Genomic DNA, 14,152 nt, shown 5'->3' with positions numbered 1-14,152 from the left:
AGTCGGCGCGCCGGCGGCCAGGCAAAAAAAATTATTGCACCAGGCTATACATGGCCTTCAGGTTACCATCTTTTTCCTTGCTGCGGATATCCTGCAGGGTGGTTTTCAGGCTGGGCATGCTTCCGGTCAGCTCGTTCAGGCCTTTGTAGGCCCCCAGGCGAACATAGAGCTGCGGATGGTTACGGGCCAGGTTTTCGAGCCGCTCTACCCCCTTCTCGCGCTCGATGGGGGGAATACGGTTCATCAGCTTGCCGAAGTTTTCGAGCAGCACATAGAGCACTTCGGGCTGGGCATCCTGGCTGCGTTGCAGAAACCAGTCGTAATCGTCGAGGGTGCCGTTGAGGCCATAGTAGTTGGACAGCGACGTGAGCAGGGCCGGGTTGCGGGTTTTCTGCAGGCTCGCTACCTGGGCGCGGGTGGTGGGCGCCGGCGCTTTAGCCAGCGCATCGATGGCGGCGGCCGTTACCAGGTACGAGCTATCGATGAGGGAGGCTTCATACACCTTGGCAAAGTCTTCGTTGGCAAACGACGACAGCACGTTGATAGCCGTGGCCCGCACAGCGCCGTGCTTCTCGTTGAGAGCAACCTGCTGCAGGTCCCGGCGCACCACGCTGCCTTCGGCTCCACGGTAGCGCCGCAGACCCTCCAGGGCCGCCACGCGGGTGGCCCAGAACGGGTCGGTGAGGGCGTTGCGGAAAGCCGAGCTGACCAGTAAATCGCCCGACTTGCTTTTCAGCCCCTCAATGGCCTGTACTTTCTGCAGGTAGCCGCGGGCGTGGCTTAGCTGGAACTGCAGCTCCTCGGCGCTTTGCGTCTCGTCGATGTCAGCCAGCAGAATTCCTTCGTTGTCGAATTTCACCAAAGCCGGCCGCTGGGGGGCGGGCAGGCGGAAGGTCTGGTCGGTTTTGGTGATAACGAGGCGGTGCTCGGTAGCCTGGTTGCCGGTCCAGACGGCTACCGTTACCGGCAGGCGGTACACGGGCTGGTAGAGCGTATCCTGCACCTGCCGCACGCGCAATACCACGGCGTTGTTTTCGTAGCTGTGGGTTACGCGCAGCTCGGGGTGGCCGCGCTGCAGAAACCACTGGTCGAAAAACCAGGTCAGATCCTCGCCGGTCGTCTCCTCGAAGGCAATGCGCAGCTTGGCCAGCTCGACAGCCGAGAGCTTGTTCTGGTTAAGGTAGCGGTTGAGGGAGGCGAAGAAGGCGTCGTCGCCCACCAGGGTGCGCAGCATGTGCAGCACCCGGCCGCCCTTGTCGTAGGAGTGGCGGTCGAACAGGTCTTCGTGGCTGTTGTAGCTGGTGCGGATGAGCGGCTCGCGCTTCACCTGGGCCTCATCGAGGTAGGTGCGCAGCTTGTTGCGCTGCACCAGCGCCGCCGCGTCGGGCCCGTACTTATGCTCGGCCCAGAGCAGCTCCGAGTAATCGGCGAAGGCCTCGTTGAGCGGCAGGTTGCCCCACGACTCGTTGGTTACATAGTCGCCGAACCACTGGTGCGACAGCTCGTGCACAATCACCGATTCGGAGCCGTCGTAGGGCACATCGGCCAGTTCGCGGGGCGTAAACTGCACCAGCTGCTGCTGAAACACCGAAGCCGTGGTGTTTTCCATAGCACCCGATACGAAGTCGTGCACGGCTACCTGGGCATATTTCTCCCACGGATAATCCACGCCGAGCTTCTTGGAGAAGAACTCCAGCATTTCGGGGGTGTGGCCGAACACCTGCTTGGCTATGTTCTGGAAAGCCGGGTCGACGTAGTAGTCTACCGCCTTCCCGCGCCAGGTATCCGACACTACGGCAAAGTTGCCCACGGCCAGCATGGCCAGATAGGGCGCGTGGGGCTGACTGAGCTTCCAGGTATCGGTGCGGGTACCATCGGAGTTGCGGCGCGACGACACGAGCAGGCCATTGGACAGCGTTTTCTGATCGGCTTCCACCGTCAGGCTGATTTCCTGGGTCATGCGCTGGTTGGGCCGGTCGATGGTCGGGAACCAGCAGGAGCTGCCTTCCGTCTCGCCCTGGGTCCAGAGTTGGCGGGGCTTGCCCTTTTCGGTACCAAGCGGGTTGATGAAGTACAGGCCCTTGTCGTCGATGATGGCCTCGCTCCCACCGCCCCGGGGCAGCTCGTTGGGCTTGGCCACGTACTGAATGCGCACCTGGTACTGCTCGGTGCGCTGGTAGCTGCGGTCGAGGGCAATGGTAAGCTTCTTTTTATCGTAGGTGTACTTCAGGTCGCGCCCCTTGCGGCCGCCGCTGAGCAGCTCCACACTTTTAATATCGAAGCCCTTGGCATCGAGCACCAGCTGGCTTTGGGGGTAGAAATACGGCCGGAGCGTGAGCGTGGCCGTGCCCGTCAGCCACTGCCGGGCCCAGTCGGGGCGCACGTCGAGCTTGGTGTCGACCAGGCTGTGCAGAATGGTGGCTGAGGGCTGCCGCGGACGGGCCAGGTCGGGCAGCCAGTTGGGCACGGGGGCCACGGCGGGCGCCAGGTAGGGCGTAACATCGGGGGTTTTTCGGGCGGGCGAATGCGGGCTGGCTGCACCACCGCGGCCCGCCTTAGCCGCCTGAGCAGCAGCTGGCAACTGGGCCGGCAGCCACAGAAAAAGAATACCGAGCAAGAGGTATTTCATGCAATAAGGCACTAGGGTATTAGTTGGTGAAGTTCCGAATTTATTTCAGATTTGACCTATCTTTAAGCCCTTTTCTGCCCCACTCCCGCCCTATTTGTATGCTGCAAATCCAATTGGCCGCGGCCGCCCAGCCGCCGCAGGAAGTCGACTACCAGCCCGGTGGCGCGGTTACGCTCGGCGGCCAGCCCTTCGCCTGGGACCTGACGCCCCTCGGCGACGGCCGCTACCACATCCTGTATCAGAACCGCTCCTACAACGCCGAGCTGCTGGAAATCGACTACTCCGCCAAAACGGTAGCCCTCAAGCTCAATGGCCAGCGGCTGGAATTCCAGGCCAAAGACCGGCTCGATTTGCTGCTCGACAAAATGGGCCTGAGCGCGGCGGTCAGCACCAAAGTCAACGAGCTGAAAGCCCCCATGCCGGGCCTGATTGTGGACGTGCGGGTGGAGCCGGGCCAGACCGTGCAGAAGGGCGACCCGCTGCTGGTGCTGGAGGCCATGAAAATGGAGAACATCCTGAAAGCGCCCGGCGAAGGCGTGGTGGCCGCCATCAAAGTTTCGCTGCGCGACAACGTAACCAAGGGCCAGGTACTGATCCAGTTTGCCTGATTGCTTAGCTGTTAGCCACTAGCTGATAGGTGTCAGCTTTGGTTCTGACCAATTATCAACTCACCATCCCTCCTACTGCCTTGAAGTACAACCGAATTCTGCTGAAACTGAGTGGCGAGGCCCTGATGGGCCAGCAGCAGTACGGCATCGATGCCAACCGGCTCATGCAGTACGCCGAGGAAATCAAAATTGCCGCCGAAACCGGCACGCAGGTGGCCGTCGTTATTGGCGGCGGCAACATCTACCGGGGCGTGCAGGCCGAAGCGTTTGGTCTCGACCGGGTGCAGGGCGACTACATGGGCATGCTGGCCACGGTTATCAACTCGATGGCCCTGCAGAGCGCCCTCGAAAAGCTGGACGTGAACACCCGGCTGCTCTCGGGCCTGCATATTCAGCAGGTGTGCGAGCCGTATATCCGCCGCCGGGCCATGCGCCACCTCGAAAAGGGCCGGGTGGTTATTTTCGGCGCCGGCATCGGCTCGCCTTACTTTACCACCGACTCGGCCGCTTCGCTGCGGGCCATCGAAATTGAGGCCGACGTGGTACTGAAAGGCACCCGCGTAGACGGCATTTACACCGCCGACCCCGAGAAAGACCCTACGGCCAAACGCTTCACCGACATCAGCTTCGATGAGGTGATGGACAAAAAGCTCAACGTGATGGACATGACGGCCTTCACGCTGTGCAAGGAAAACAACCTGCCCATCATTGTTTTTGATATGAACAAGGAAGGCAACCTGCAACGCCTGCTGCGCGGCGACAGCGTGGGCACGCTCGTGAGCATGAACGGCGCCACTGCGGCCGGCGCCAACGAGCCGGACGCCTTGCTCCAACCCGCCGTAGGCGAACCCAACACCCCGTCGGCCTAGTTTTCCCAGCCAGGCGGCCAAGCTATTTAATCCCCGTTTTTCAACGCTTAACTTTTCCGAAGTGGACGAAGAAATTAAGTTTTACCTCGATGAGGCCGAAGAGTCGATGGGCAAAGCCCTGGAGCACACGACCGTAGAATTTTCGCGCATCCGGGCCGGCAAGGCCTCGCCCGCCATGCTCGATTCGCTGCGCGTCGATTACTACGGCACGCCCACCCCGCTGGCCAACGTGGCCAACGTCTCGACGCCCGATGCCCGGACGCTGTTCATCAAGCCCTGGGAGAAGAACATGATTGGCGAAATCGTGAAGGCCATCAAAAACAGCGACCTGGGCCTCAACCCCCAGTCGGATGCCGAGGGTATCCGCCTCAACATTCCGGCCATGACCGAGGAGCGCCGCCGCGAGCTGGTGAAGCAGGCCAAGGCAGAATCGGAGAATGGCAAGGTGCGCATCCGCGGCATTCGCAAAGACGTGAACGAGTCGTTGCGCAAGCTGCAGAAGGACGGTGCGTCGGAAGACTCGGTGAAGGATGCCGAAGCCAAAGTGCAGAAGTTCACCGACGCCTACATCAGCAAAGTAGATGACGTGCTGAGCAAGAAGGAGTCGGAGATAATGACGATTTGATTTCTCAATAATAAGCTACAAGCAATAAGCCGCAAGCTCCAAGCTGACGTTCAACATCAGCTTGGAGCTTGCGGCTTATTGCTTATTACGCGTAATAGCCCTTTGCCCGTATCTGCTGCTCCACGGCCTCGGGCAGCAGGTAGCGCACCGACAGGCCTTCGCGCAGGCAGCGCCGGATAAAGGTGGCCGAAATATCAAGCAGCGGTGCATCGACCACGCGCACGGCGGGCGGCAGCGGCTCGGGCAACGCGTAGCCGGGACGCGGGTACACGTAAATTTCGTATTCGGCCAGCAGGCGGTCGGCGGCTTTCCAGCGCGGCAGGCCGGGCAGGTTATCGCCGCCCATGAGCAGCACGAACTCCTGCTCCGGGTGCAGCTGCCGCAGTTGGGCCAGCGTGTCGATGGTGTAGCTGGGCTTGGGCAGCCGGAACTCGATATCGAGCACGCGCAGGCGCTCGTTGCCGGCAATGGCGCGGGCGACCAGAGCCAGGCGCGCCTGCTCGTCGAGCAGGTCGGCTTCGGCCTTGAAAGGACTTTGGGGCGAGATGATGAGCCAGACTTCGGCCAGGTCGGTGTGCGTGGCCAGGAAGTTGGCCAGAATCAGGTGGCCGGTGTGGATAGGGTTGAATGAGCCAAAAAGCAGCCCCACTTTCCGGCCCGGGGGGGCGACGGAGGTGGGGCTGCTCACAAGATGGCCGATTCGGCAGTAATAAAGGCGCGGACCAGTCGTTCGGCTTCATCCACGGCCCGGTCGAGGTCGTCGTTGGTGATAACCACATCGAAGCGGTCCTCAAACGTAAGCTCGAAATTGGCCTTGTAGAGGCGGGCCGAAATGCTGGCTTCCGAGTCGGTGGCGCGGTGGCGCAGGCGCTGCTCCAGAATTTCGAGCGACGGAGGCTTCACGAACACGGCCAGGGCGCGGTCCTGGTAAAACTCCTTGATGCTGAGCCCCCCCTTCACGTCCACGTCGAGCACGGCGTGCTGGCCGTTTTCCCAGATGCGCTCAATTTCCTGTTTCAGCGTGCCGTAGAAAGCGCCTTCGTACACTTCTTCCCATTCCACGAAGTCGTCGTGGCGGATTTTCTCCTGAAACTCCTGTACGGAGATAAAGTAGTAATCCTTGCCATTGGCTTCGGTGCGGCCGCGCTTGTCGCGCGTACAGGCCGAGATGGAGAAGCTCAGCTCCGGCATTCGGGCCAGCAGCCGATGAACGATGGTGGTTTTGCCGGCCCCGGAGGGCGCGGAGAAAGCAATAATTTTACCCTGCATCGGGTAAAATTAGGCCATTTCTCCCTGAACTTTAGCAAGAATACGCTGAGAAAGTGCGGCCGGAGCTCCCTTGCGCCCGACGTGCTGGCCCAGGAAGTCGATGAAAATCTGTTGTTTCTCCAGGCTATCAAAGCAGGGCGAGCAGTCTTCGGCGTGGTTAACAAAGTAGTCCTCATCTTCGGCCGAGGGGTCCTGGCCTACGATAATCTGATCGAGAATCGTGTTCACACGCTCACAGTCGGGGCCGTCGGTGAAGGCGGCCGTAGCCTGTTTGGTTGATGAAGTAGAGGTAGTTTCCATAGCTGCTGCCTGGCTTTGAGAGAAATGAGTTGGTCGGTTAATCGGTTGAATCGTCTTCATCTTCGGGGGTGGCTCCACTCGAGCCGTAGCCCATCGAACGGGCGTATTTTTCCAGTTTTTCCTTGAGGAAGTTCCGGGCCCGGTGCAGGCGCGAGCGCACGGTACCAATCGGGATGTCGAGCACTTTGGCCATCTCCTCGTACGTGAACCCTTCCAGGTCGCAGAGGATGATAACCGTGCGGAAATCCACGGGCAGCGAGTTCAGCGCACGGGCCACTTCGTCGCCGATGAGGTCGCGCACGGCCTGCTGCCGCATGTCCGAGGAGGTAGTGCCGGCATCGGAGTCGGCTTCCACTTCTTCGGAGTTGTAGTAACCTTCGATTTCGCTGTAATCAACCTTGGCGGGCTGCTTACTTTTCTTGCGGAAATCGTTGATGAACGAGTTTTTGAGGATGCGAAACAGCCACGCTTTGGCGTTTGTCCCCGGTTCGAAGTACTCAAAGAAGCGATATGCTTTCAGATAAGTTTCCTGTACGAGGTCATTTGCATCATCCTCGTCGAGGGTGAGGCGGAAGGCAAAATTGTATAGAGGGTCGAGCACGGGCATCAGCTCGGCCTGGAAACGCCGGTCTTTTTCCTCTTTGCTCAGCTTCGGAACCCGCTCGGGAGAATCGCTCATGGACGCTAAAAATTGCGGTTTTCGGGGCCGAAAACCGCGGTCAGACAAATATACTATTTATACCATTTGCGCCGGGGAAGGTTTGGGATTCTGCCAAGCCCGGCGCTCAGCAGCCACTACCAGAAAGCCATAGAGAAAAACAAACAGGTTGTAGCTGATTTGTAATTCCAGCAGCGAATCGGTGAGCATGGCCACTGCCTGCAGCAGCAGGAACCGGTACACGTACGGATTTCGGCGTAGGGCGGGTTGCGCCAGCGGCCCCAGCAGCACGAGCAGCCACAGCGCCAGCCCCACCACGCCGCCCGCTACCAGCTGGTGCAGGTACTGGTTGTGAATCATCACCCGGTTTTGGGGCAGCAGGCCGTAGCTGCGCCATTGGTACTGTTGCATCATGGCCGCATTGGCATCGGCGGCGCCCACGCCCAGCACAGGATGGCGGCGGGCCACGACGGTGGCCGTCTGCCAGGCAGCCAGCCGCCGCGAAAGCGAGAAGTTGTTGATATCGTGGCCCAGCTCAAACTGCTCCAGATCGTAGAAAGTGGCGTGAAAACGCTCGTTCACCGAGCCTAATGTGCGGTAGGCCAGCCAGGGAACCAGCGTTAGGGCCAGCAGCAGGGCCGCGCCCAGCCAGAACCGGCGGCGCACCAGCAGGGCCAGCAGCGCCTCCACCAGCAGCAGCACGTAGGCGGCCAGCAGGCCCGTGCGGTAGGCCAGCACGTGCAGCACCGCTACGCACATGGCTACGCTCAGGCCCAGCACCACCCGCAGCCACCGCGGCGCCTGGGGCTGGCGGGCCATCCGGAACCCGAAAAAGGCCGCCAGGGCCAGCATCAGCCCGAAGTGAATATGGAAGATGCGGGTAACCGAAGACAGGTTGTGCCCTACCCGGAACGCCTCGTTGGCCGCGGCCGGGTCGCGCAGGTACTGGCCCATGGTGGCCGCCCCGATAAGCGCCAGCCCCACTACAAACAGGCTGCCCACCCCAAACCGCTGCCGGCCCGTGAGGGGTACGGCCAGCCCGAATACCAGCGGCACACCCAGCCAGGGCAGCAACCGAAACAACTCGTGCCGCCATACGGGCCACTCGTGGGTGTAGAGGCCGCTGAGCACTAGCAGCGCGTAGAGGCCGGCCGGAGCCCATACCGTGCGCAGCCGTAGCCACCGGGGCACCTGTTGGCGCAGGTGAGGGTTGGCCAGCGCCGCCACCACGCCCGCTACCGGCGCCAGCGCCACCAGCGCCCGCGAAGCCAGCAGCCCCACTACCCCGGCCACGCAGGCCAGCAACAGCAGGTACTGAGAAAGCCGGCCGGAATGCCACCACGCCTGCCAGGCGGCAGGTTCGGCAGTTTTAGAAACAGAAACGGGCATCAGAAACAGCTACGATTAGGCAAATATGCACCTGCGGCGGCGGCAACTGGTCGAACGAGGTTTTCAGAACACACTGACGCAGATTTTTCGCGGAGGTCTGCAACACGCAGCAGTAAAGCAGAGCGCAATGTGCCGATGTGCTTGCTGAGCGGAAATCCGGTTGTCGGGAATGGGAGCCAGCAGGTACAAGGCGGCAGCTAACCACCCGAAGCAAGCGGTTGCCATTGCTGCACTCGGGCCAGCACCAGCGCCGGCTCCAGGGCCTTGATGCAGGTGCAGGCCGCTGGCTGCGCGCGGCAGTCCTGGCAGTCGGGCCGGTCGAAGACCAAGTATTCGGCGTGGGGGCCGAGCGGGGCCCAGCGGCCGGGGTGCATGGGCCGGATGGGCGGGTAGAGGCCCAGCGCGTGCCGCCCCAGTGCCGCGGCCAGGTGCAGCGGACCGGTGCTGCCGGCCACCAGCCCATCAGCAGCAGCCAGAAAGGCCAGGAATTCGGGCAGGTCCAGCTGGCCGGTGAGGTCGGCCGTGAGGTAGGGCTGGTGCTCCGTCAGCCAGTCGCGCAGTTCCTCGCCCTCGGCGGCCGTGCCCGTTACGAACACCCGGTGGCCGGCCTTGTGCAGCAGGCGGGCCAGCTGCCCGAAGTGCGGCAGCCCCCACTCCCGGGCGCTGCCGCGGCTGCGCGGGTGCAGCACCACGTTCAACTGGCCGGGTTGGCGGGCGGCCAGCAGGGCCTGCAACTCGGGCCGTAAGGGCACAGCGGGCGTCAGCTTCACCAGCGCGGCTACCTCGGGCAGCGGCAGCGGGGCGGCGGCGCTGTCGGTCAGGGGGGCCAGCAGGGCCAGGTTGAGCTGGCTTTCGTGCAGGGGCGAGTGGCGGCGGCTGAGCTTGACCAGCCGGTTGCAGCTGAGCCAGTGAAACCAGCGGTTGCGCGTGCCGATGCGCACTTTTATACCCGCCAGCAGAGCCAGGCGGGCCAGGTCTTTGTTCGGGAAAACGTGCAGGATGGTATCGGCCCCCAGGGCGCGCAGGGCGGCTATCTGCTGGTTGGGCGGCAGCTGCTGCAACTCGTCGAAACTCACGAAATCATCCACCCAGGGGCAGGCTTCGGCCACGGCGCGGGTGTAGTTGCGGCCCAGCAGCAGCACCTGGCAGCCCGGAAACAGCTGTTTCAGCCGGCCGGCCACCGGCAGCGTCAGCACCACGTCGCCGATGGCGTCGGTGCGGCTGATAAGGAAGGTACGGCTCATTTTTCTGGCTGTTAGCTGATGGCTGTTAGCGCTGTTTGGGGCTTTTGGTTCAGTCATTTCTGGTCCGGCTTCTGGCTTTCGCCCAGATACCGAAGCTTGGCGAACTTCAGAAACACGCCCCAGGCTGAAATAGCAGCAATGCTCAGCCCCGCGAAGCCGTCGAGAAATCCGCCCCGCAGCACGTAGCCGTGCCCGAACTTCCAGAGCGGTTTCAGTACCAGATGAAAGGCCGAAACCTGCTGTTTGCCCTGTAGGTACCGTTCCTGAGCGGCAATACTGGTGAAGCGGTTGAGCTGCTGCACATGTTGCTCGACGGAGGTATAGGAGTAGTGCAGCGCGTCGCCGGTCAGGGGCTGCGGCGCGGCCTGGCCAGCGGCCAGCTCGTAGTGCTCGTGCAGCAGCAGGCCCTGCCAGCTCCCGAGGCGCCGGTCGTAGAGGCGCAGCTTGCGGTCGGGGTACCAGCCGCCGTGGCGCACCCAGTGGCCGCAGTAGTTGGTGAGGCGGGCCAGCGTGTAGCCTCCGCCCTGCCAGTTGGCCAGGGCCGCCCGGATGCTGGTTTGCAGTTCCGGGGTCAGCACTTCGTCGGCATCAAGCTGGAGCACGTGCTCGTGCCGGGCCTGGGCGGTGGCGTAGTTTTTCTGCTCGACGTAGCCCGCGAAGGCGTGCTGCACCACCCGCGCCCCCAGCGCCCGGCAGATTTCCACGGTACGATCCGTCGAAAAGCTGTCGACCACCAGCAGCTCGGCGGCCACCGGGCGGGCGGCTTCGAGGCAGCGGGCAATGTTGGCTTCTTCGTTGAAGGTGATGATGACGACGGACAGCGAAACGGCAGCGGGCATAGGCAGCAAATATCGGATGATTTGGGCGGCTGGCTGACTGGCGGGTTACCTGCCGGAGCAGCCGCGCATTAAAAGCTTCGTTCTCAATCCCCCTGACCAATGCGAACAGTCTCTTTTCTGGGCCTCGTGCTTTTGCTGGCTGGCTGCGAGGGCACATCCGGCCCCGAGGCACAATTCGACCCCGTAGCGGTGCGCCAGCCGCTGAATCTGGCCCGGACGCTGGGGCCTACTCTCACGCTGGCTGGTGTCGACGATACCTTCCAGCTTCGCCTGGCATTCGATGGCGCCACCGGCCGCACCATCTTCACCACCCCGACCGACGACACGGTGCTCGTCGCGCGGGTTTTCCAGTTTCGGGGCCTCTACTACTTCGTGGAAAACGGCACCCATGGAGCCGACTGGGTCCATGCCGCGCACATCGGCCACGGGCAGGTGCAGGGTCTGGGCACCGGCTACGAACAGATGCGGGCGCTGAGCGAGCAAACCCGGAACGGGGCTTTTTCTGAGCTGGTCCGTTTCCGCAGCGCCGCCAACGACAGCCTGCGCCTGCGTTTCGACCGACGACAGCTCCGGTCCTTCTACGCAGCACAGCTCGATAGCCTGCCCATTTACCGGCTGCTGGGCGCGGAGCGCCCCACTGCACCGGCCGAAGTGCCCGCCCCGCCCGCAGCACCCGTGCTCGGACCCTACCCCAATCCGGCGCAGCAGCAAACCACGCTGGATTTCCCAACCGCGGCCAACCGGCTGGTAACACTTTATAACAACCAGGGCCACGCCATACGAACGGTTCCGGCCCCCGACGCACGGCTTACTTTTTCGGTGGCCGATTTGCCGGCCGGCAACTACGTGGTGCGCATCAGCGGGGCCGATGCGGGCGCGGCCCCGCTGGTGCGCCGGCTGCTGGTACAGCGGTAGGGTAGCCGGAAGCAGGCCAGCTGGCACCCAACTGTGGCGGTGTCGCGTATAGCCGGGCAACTACTTCTGTATCCCATGACTACTTCTGCTTCTGAACAAATTGCCCTCGTGACGGGCGCTACTTCCGGCATTGGCAAAGTAACGGCCCGCGAGCTGGTGCGCCGGGGCTACCACGTTATTCTGCTGGCCCGCGACGCCGCCAAGGCCGCCAGGGTGCGCCAAAAATTTCAGCAACTGGCGGCATCCGGCCAGCGGGTCGATGTGCTGCTCTGCGACATTTCCGACCTGAGCCAGGTGCGGCGTGCGGCCGAAGAGTTCATCCAGCGCTACCATCGCCTCGACTTGCTGGTGAACAACGCCGGCCTCATCTTCGGCAAGGAGCGCGAAACCTCGGCCGATGGCTACGAAATGACCCTGGCCACCAACCACCTCGGCCCCTTCCTGCTCACCAGCCTGCTGCTGCCGGCGCTGGAGCGTAGCGAAGCGGCCCGCATCGTGAACGTGGCTTCCGAAGGCTACCGCATAGCCAAACCGCGCCTGCACGATTTGGGCCAGAAAGAAAACTACAGCGCCTGGCGGCAGTACGGCAACACTAAGCTCTACAACATCCTGTTCACGCAGGAGCTGGCCCGGCAGCTACGGACCCGCGGCATCGGCAATGTAGTGACCAACAGCCTGCACCCCGGCGTAGTGGCCAGCGGCTTCGGTTCAGCTTCGGGCGGCCTCACCAGCTGGTTCACCAAGCTGGCCGCCCCCCTGCTACTCACGCCCGAAGAAGGCGCTCGTACCAGCATCTTCCTGGCGACCGACCCCATTGGCGGGCAGGTGAGTGGCGGCTACTTCGACAAGCAGAAGGCCGTGCCCGTGAAGCACGAGTTCACCGCCCCCGCCAAGGCCCGGCAACTCTGGCAGGAAACCGAGCGGCTGGTAGGCCAGGAGTTCTTCGGGGAGTAGGCCGATTAGCTGCTTTGGCTTACTTTAGGCGTCCACTTCTTTACCAAGTACTGTCTTATGGGAGCTTTAGCCTGGACAGGCCTCAACGTCGTCCTTTTTCTGCTGATTGGTTATGCCTGGATTAAAGTGTTTCAATTGCTGAGGCGGCAGGTGGGCATAGGCCTATCCCTCTTGTTTCTGCTTAGTCTGGTTTCTTTCCGGGGCCGTGAGGAAAGCAAGCCTGCCGAAAACCTGCTGAAGTCGGCTAAGCCGGCGGGCCAGGTGGGCAACTGGAGCACAATGCAACACGTTGGCCTCAACCCCAATAACCGGCTGTCAGTACTTATAGAGGGGAACCGTGACGGCGATAATGTAAAGCCTTACGGCCTCTATACCACCGTGTCCGGCGTCATGCTTGGGCACGACTGGAGGCCGCTGAGAGGCATGGCAAACGGCCAAAATGGCCAGCTAGCCTATAGTGTCACGGTGCTGCACGACTGGAAGCTGCTGGGCATAAACGTATATACCACCGCCGAAGAATATGAGGGTCAAGCCCCAATTGAATAACCAACTGCCTGTCAACAAACCGCGCCAGCTCCCTCCCGGAGTTGTCGCGCTTGTTTCCGGCGCGTAGCTTTGGCGGGCTACTCCCCTGCCCTACTCTGTGCTCACATCTGTGCCCTTCACCGCTACCACTCCTCGCAGCTACGGCACTGCCCGCGGCTGGCGCGTGTTCATTTACCTGGTTACTCCACCCATGATTGTGGTGTTCCTGATTTGTCCGTTTCTGTTTGACAGCGACCAGAGCCTTCTGGTATATGGGCCAATAGGAGCCGTTATGTGGGGTATGGCCGGGCTTTTCAGCGTCCTGCTTTACGACGTGTATAAAGGGCGCCATACTTTCTCGGCGCAGGGCATCCGCTACCGGGGGGCCTTCCGTAGCAAAGACCTGCCCCTGGCCGCCATCAAGGGCTACCGCACCGACGACAACTACACCTACATCGTTCCCGTCAGCAGGCAGTACCGCGGCATCCGCATCGGCTATACCAGCGAGGGCTACGCCGAAATCCAGCAGTGGCTGGCCGCCCGGTTTCCCGACCTCGACGCGCAGCAAGTACAGCAAGACGCCGAAAGGCTGCTGCTGGAAGAGGATTTCGGCCGCAACCCGGCTGAGCGGGAGGCCAATCTGGCCGGCGCCCGGCATGTAAGCTGGGTATTAAATGCCGCTGGCTGCCTGAGCGGGGCCTGGCTGCTGTTCTGGCCCGAGCCCTACGACTGGGCCGTGTGGGCAGGGCTGGGTGTGCCACCCCTGGCCGCCGCAGCCCTTTTCTGGCACCGCGGCCTGCTCTGTTTCGACGACAGCAACCATAGCGCCCGGCCTGCCATCACGGCGGCCCTGCTGTTTCCGCCGCTGGGCCTGTTGCTACGCGGGCTGTTCGATTTTGAGCTGCTGGCTTACCAGCCGCTAGCCCCTTACGCGGCCGGCACTGCCCTACTAATGGCCACGGCTTTGGTGCTGGGCAGCCCCCAACTGCTGGCCACCAGCGGCCGGCGCGTGCTGCTAACGGGCGGAATTATGGCCGTACTCTACGGCGCGGCGGCCGTCGTAACCGTCAATTGCGTTTTCGATACGAGTGGTCCGCGGGTGTATGCCGTGCCGGTGCTTGATAAGCAGCTGAGCGGCGGCCAAACCAGCTCCTACTACCTCAACGTGGGCCCCTGGGGCGCCCGCGCCCAACCCGAGAATGTAGAGGTAAGCAAAACGCTTTATCAACAAACGGTCATCGGCGACACGGTGCACATCTACCAGCGGCCCGGCCGGCTGGGAGCCGCCTGGTTCAGCACCGGCAAGTAGCTATCCAGCCCTGGAAGCT

15 protein-coding genes are annotated in these 14,152 nt (G+C 62.4%); 7 read left to right on the top strand and 8 right to left on the bottom strand.

The window, feature by feature from the left end; translation table 11 throughout:
- Positions 1 to 31 precede the first annotated feature (31 nt).
- Entirely contained in the window at positions 32 to 2,629 is a 2,598-nt protein-coding gene (locus tag BMY67_RS02365; RefSeq protein ID WP_092767939.1) for a M1 family metallopeptidase, read from the bottom strand.
- A gap of 98 nt (positions 2,630 to 2,727) precedes the next feature.
- Here BMY67_RS02365 and BMY67_RS02360 point away from each other — a divergent pair, with 98 nt between their 5' ends.
- The 3 genes from BMY67_RS02360 to frr all read left to right on the top strand — a co-directional run bounded on the left by BMY67_RS02360 (position 2,728) and on the right by frr (position 4,731).
- Positions 2,728 to 3,237, top strand: coding sequence for an acyl-CoA carboxylase biotin carboxyl carrier protein subunit (locus BMY67_RS02360; RefSeq protein ID WP_092767937.1), 510 nt, complete (start codon positions 2,728 to 2,730; stop codon positions 3,235 to 3,237).
- An 80-nt stretch (positions 3,238 to 3,317) separates the two neighbouring features.
- Complete coding sequence (pyrH, locus tag BMY67_RS02355; protein ID WP_092767935.1) at positions 3,318 to 4,106, top strand: UMP kinase; 789 nt, start codon at positions 3,318 to 3,320, stop codon at positions 4,104 to 4,106.
- A 61-nt stretch (positions 4,107 to 4,167) separates the two neighbouring features.
- The gene (gene frr, locus BMY67_RS02350; protein ID WP_092767933.1) at positions 4,168 to 4,731 is read left to right on the top strand and encodes a ribosome recycling factor; all 564 of its coding nucleotides are present in this window, start codon (positions 4,168 to 4,170) and stop codon (positions 4,729 to 4,731) included.
- 85 nt (positions 4,732 to 4,816) lie between these two features.
- Here frr and nadD read toward each other — a convergent pair whose 3' ends face one another.
- From nadD to BMY67_RS02315, 7 genes are all read right to left on the bottom strand, one after another.
- Positions 4,817 to 5,419 carry a nicotinate (nicotinamide) nucleotide adenylyltransferase gene (gene nadD / locus BMY67_RS02345; protein WP_092767931.1) on the bottom strand — a complete coding sequence of 201 codons (603 nt, stop codon included), beginning with the start codon at positions 5,417 to 5,419 and terminating at the stop codon, positions 4,817 to 4,819.
- On the bottom strand, positions 5,416 to 6,000 hold the full coding sequence (gene gmk / locus BMY67_RS02340; protein ID WP_092767929.1) for a guanylate kinase: 585 nt from the start codon (positions 5,998 to 6,000) through the stop codon (positions 5,416 to 5,418). Before gmk ends, nadD begins: the two co-directional genes overlap by 4 nt.
- Before the next feature lie 9 nt (positions 6,001 to 6,009).
- On the bottom strand, positions 6,010 to 6,300 hold the full coding sequence (locus BMY67_RS02335; RefSeq protein ID WP_092767927.1) for a hypothetical protein: 291 nt from the start codon (positions 6,298 to 6,300) through the stop codon (positions 6,010 to 6,012).
- A 37-nt stretch (positions 6,301 to 6,337) separates the two neighbouring features.
- Positions 6,338 to 6,979 (bottom strand): sigma-70 family RNA polymerase sigma factor, encoded by a 642-nt coding sequence (locus BMY67_RS02330; protein ID WP_092767925.1) that lies wholly within the window; start codon positions 6,977 to 6,979, stop codon positions 6,338 to 6,340.
- Between the two features lie 57 nt (positions 6,980 to 7,036).
- Complete coding sequence (locus BMY67_RS02325) at positions 7,037 to 8,347, bottom strand: O-antigen ligase family protein (RefSeq protein ID WP_092767923.1); 1,311 nt, start codon at positions 8,345 to 8,347, stop codon at positions 7,037 to 7,039.
- A gap of 197 nt (positions 8,348 to 8,544) precedes the next feature.
- A complete protein-coding gene (locus BMY67_RS02320; protein ID WP_177189655.1) occupies positions 8,545 to 9,591 on the bottom strand; it encodes a glycosyltransferase family 9 protein in 1,047 nt (348 codons plus the stop codon).
- A gap of 53 nt (positions 9,592 to 9,644) precedes the next feature.
- Positions 9,645 to 10,430 carry a glycosyltransferase family 2 protein gene (locus tag BMY67_RS02315; RefSeq protein WP_092767919.1) on the bottom strand — a complete coding sequence of 262 codons (786 nt, stop codon included), beginning with the start codon at positions 10,428 to 10,430 and terminating at the stop codon, positions 9,645 to 9,647.
- 99 nt (positions 10,431 to 10,529) lie between these two features.
- Here BMY67_RS02315 and BMY67_RS02310 point away from each other — a divergent pair, with 99 nt between their 5' ends.
- The 4 genes from BMY67_RS02310 to BMY67_RS02295 all read left to right on the top strand — a co-directional run bounded on the left by BMY67_RS02310 (position 10,530) and on the right by BMY67_RS02295 (position 14,133).
- Positions 10,530 to 11,345, top strand: a complete 816-nt coding sequence (locus BMY67_RS02310) for a T9SS type A sorting domain-containing protein (protein WP_092767917.1) — start codon at positions 10,530 to 10,532, stop codon at positions 11,343 to 11,345.
- A gap of 75 nt (positions 11,346 to 11,420) precedes the next feature.
- A complete protein-coding gene (locus BMY67_RS02305; protein ID WP_092767915.1) occupies positions 11,421 to 12,299 on the top strand; it encodes an SDR family NAD(P)-dependent oxidoreductase in 879 nt (292 codons plus the stop codon).
- A 57-nt stretch (positions 12,300 to 12,356) separates the two neighbouring features.
- On the top strand, positions 12,357 to 12,845 hold the full coding sequence (locus tag BMY67_RS02300; protein WP_092767913.1) for a hypothetical protein: 489 nt from the start codon (positions 12,357 to 12,359) through the stop codon (positions 12,843 to 12,845).
- 97 nt (positions 12,846 to 12,942) lie between these two features.
- Positions 12,943 to 14,133 (top strand): hypothetical protein, encoded by a 1,191-nt coding sequence (locus BMY67_RS02295; RefSeq protein WP_177189654.1) that lies wholly within the window; start codon positions 12,943 to 12,945, stop codon positions 14,131 to 14,133.
- Positions 14,134 to 14,152 lie beyond the last annotated feature (19 nt).

The sequence above is a fragment of the Hymenobacter actinosclerus genome (assembly GCF_900111515.1).
In the GTDB taxonomy this organism is placed as follows: domain Bacteria; phylum Bacteroidota; class Bacteroidia; order Cytophagales; family Hymenobacteraceae; genus Hymenobacter; species Hymenobacter actinosclerus.
The sequence above is the reverse complement of the archived record's forward strand: the minus strand, read 5'-3'. Positions and strand labels throughout refer to the sequence as shown.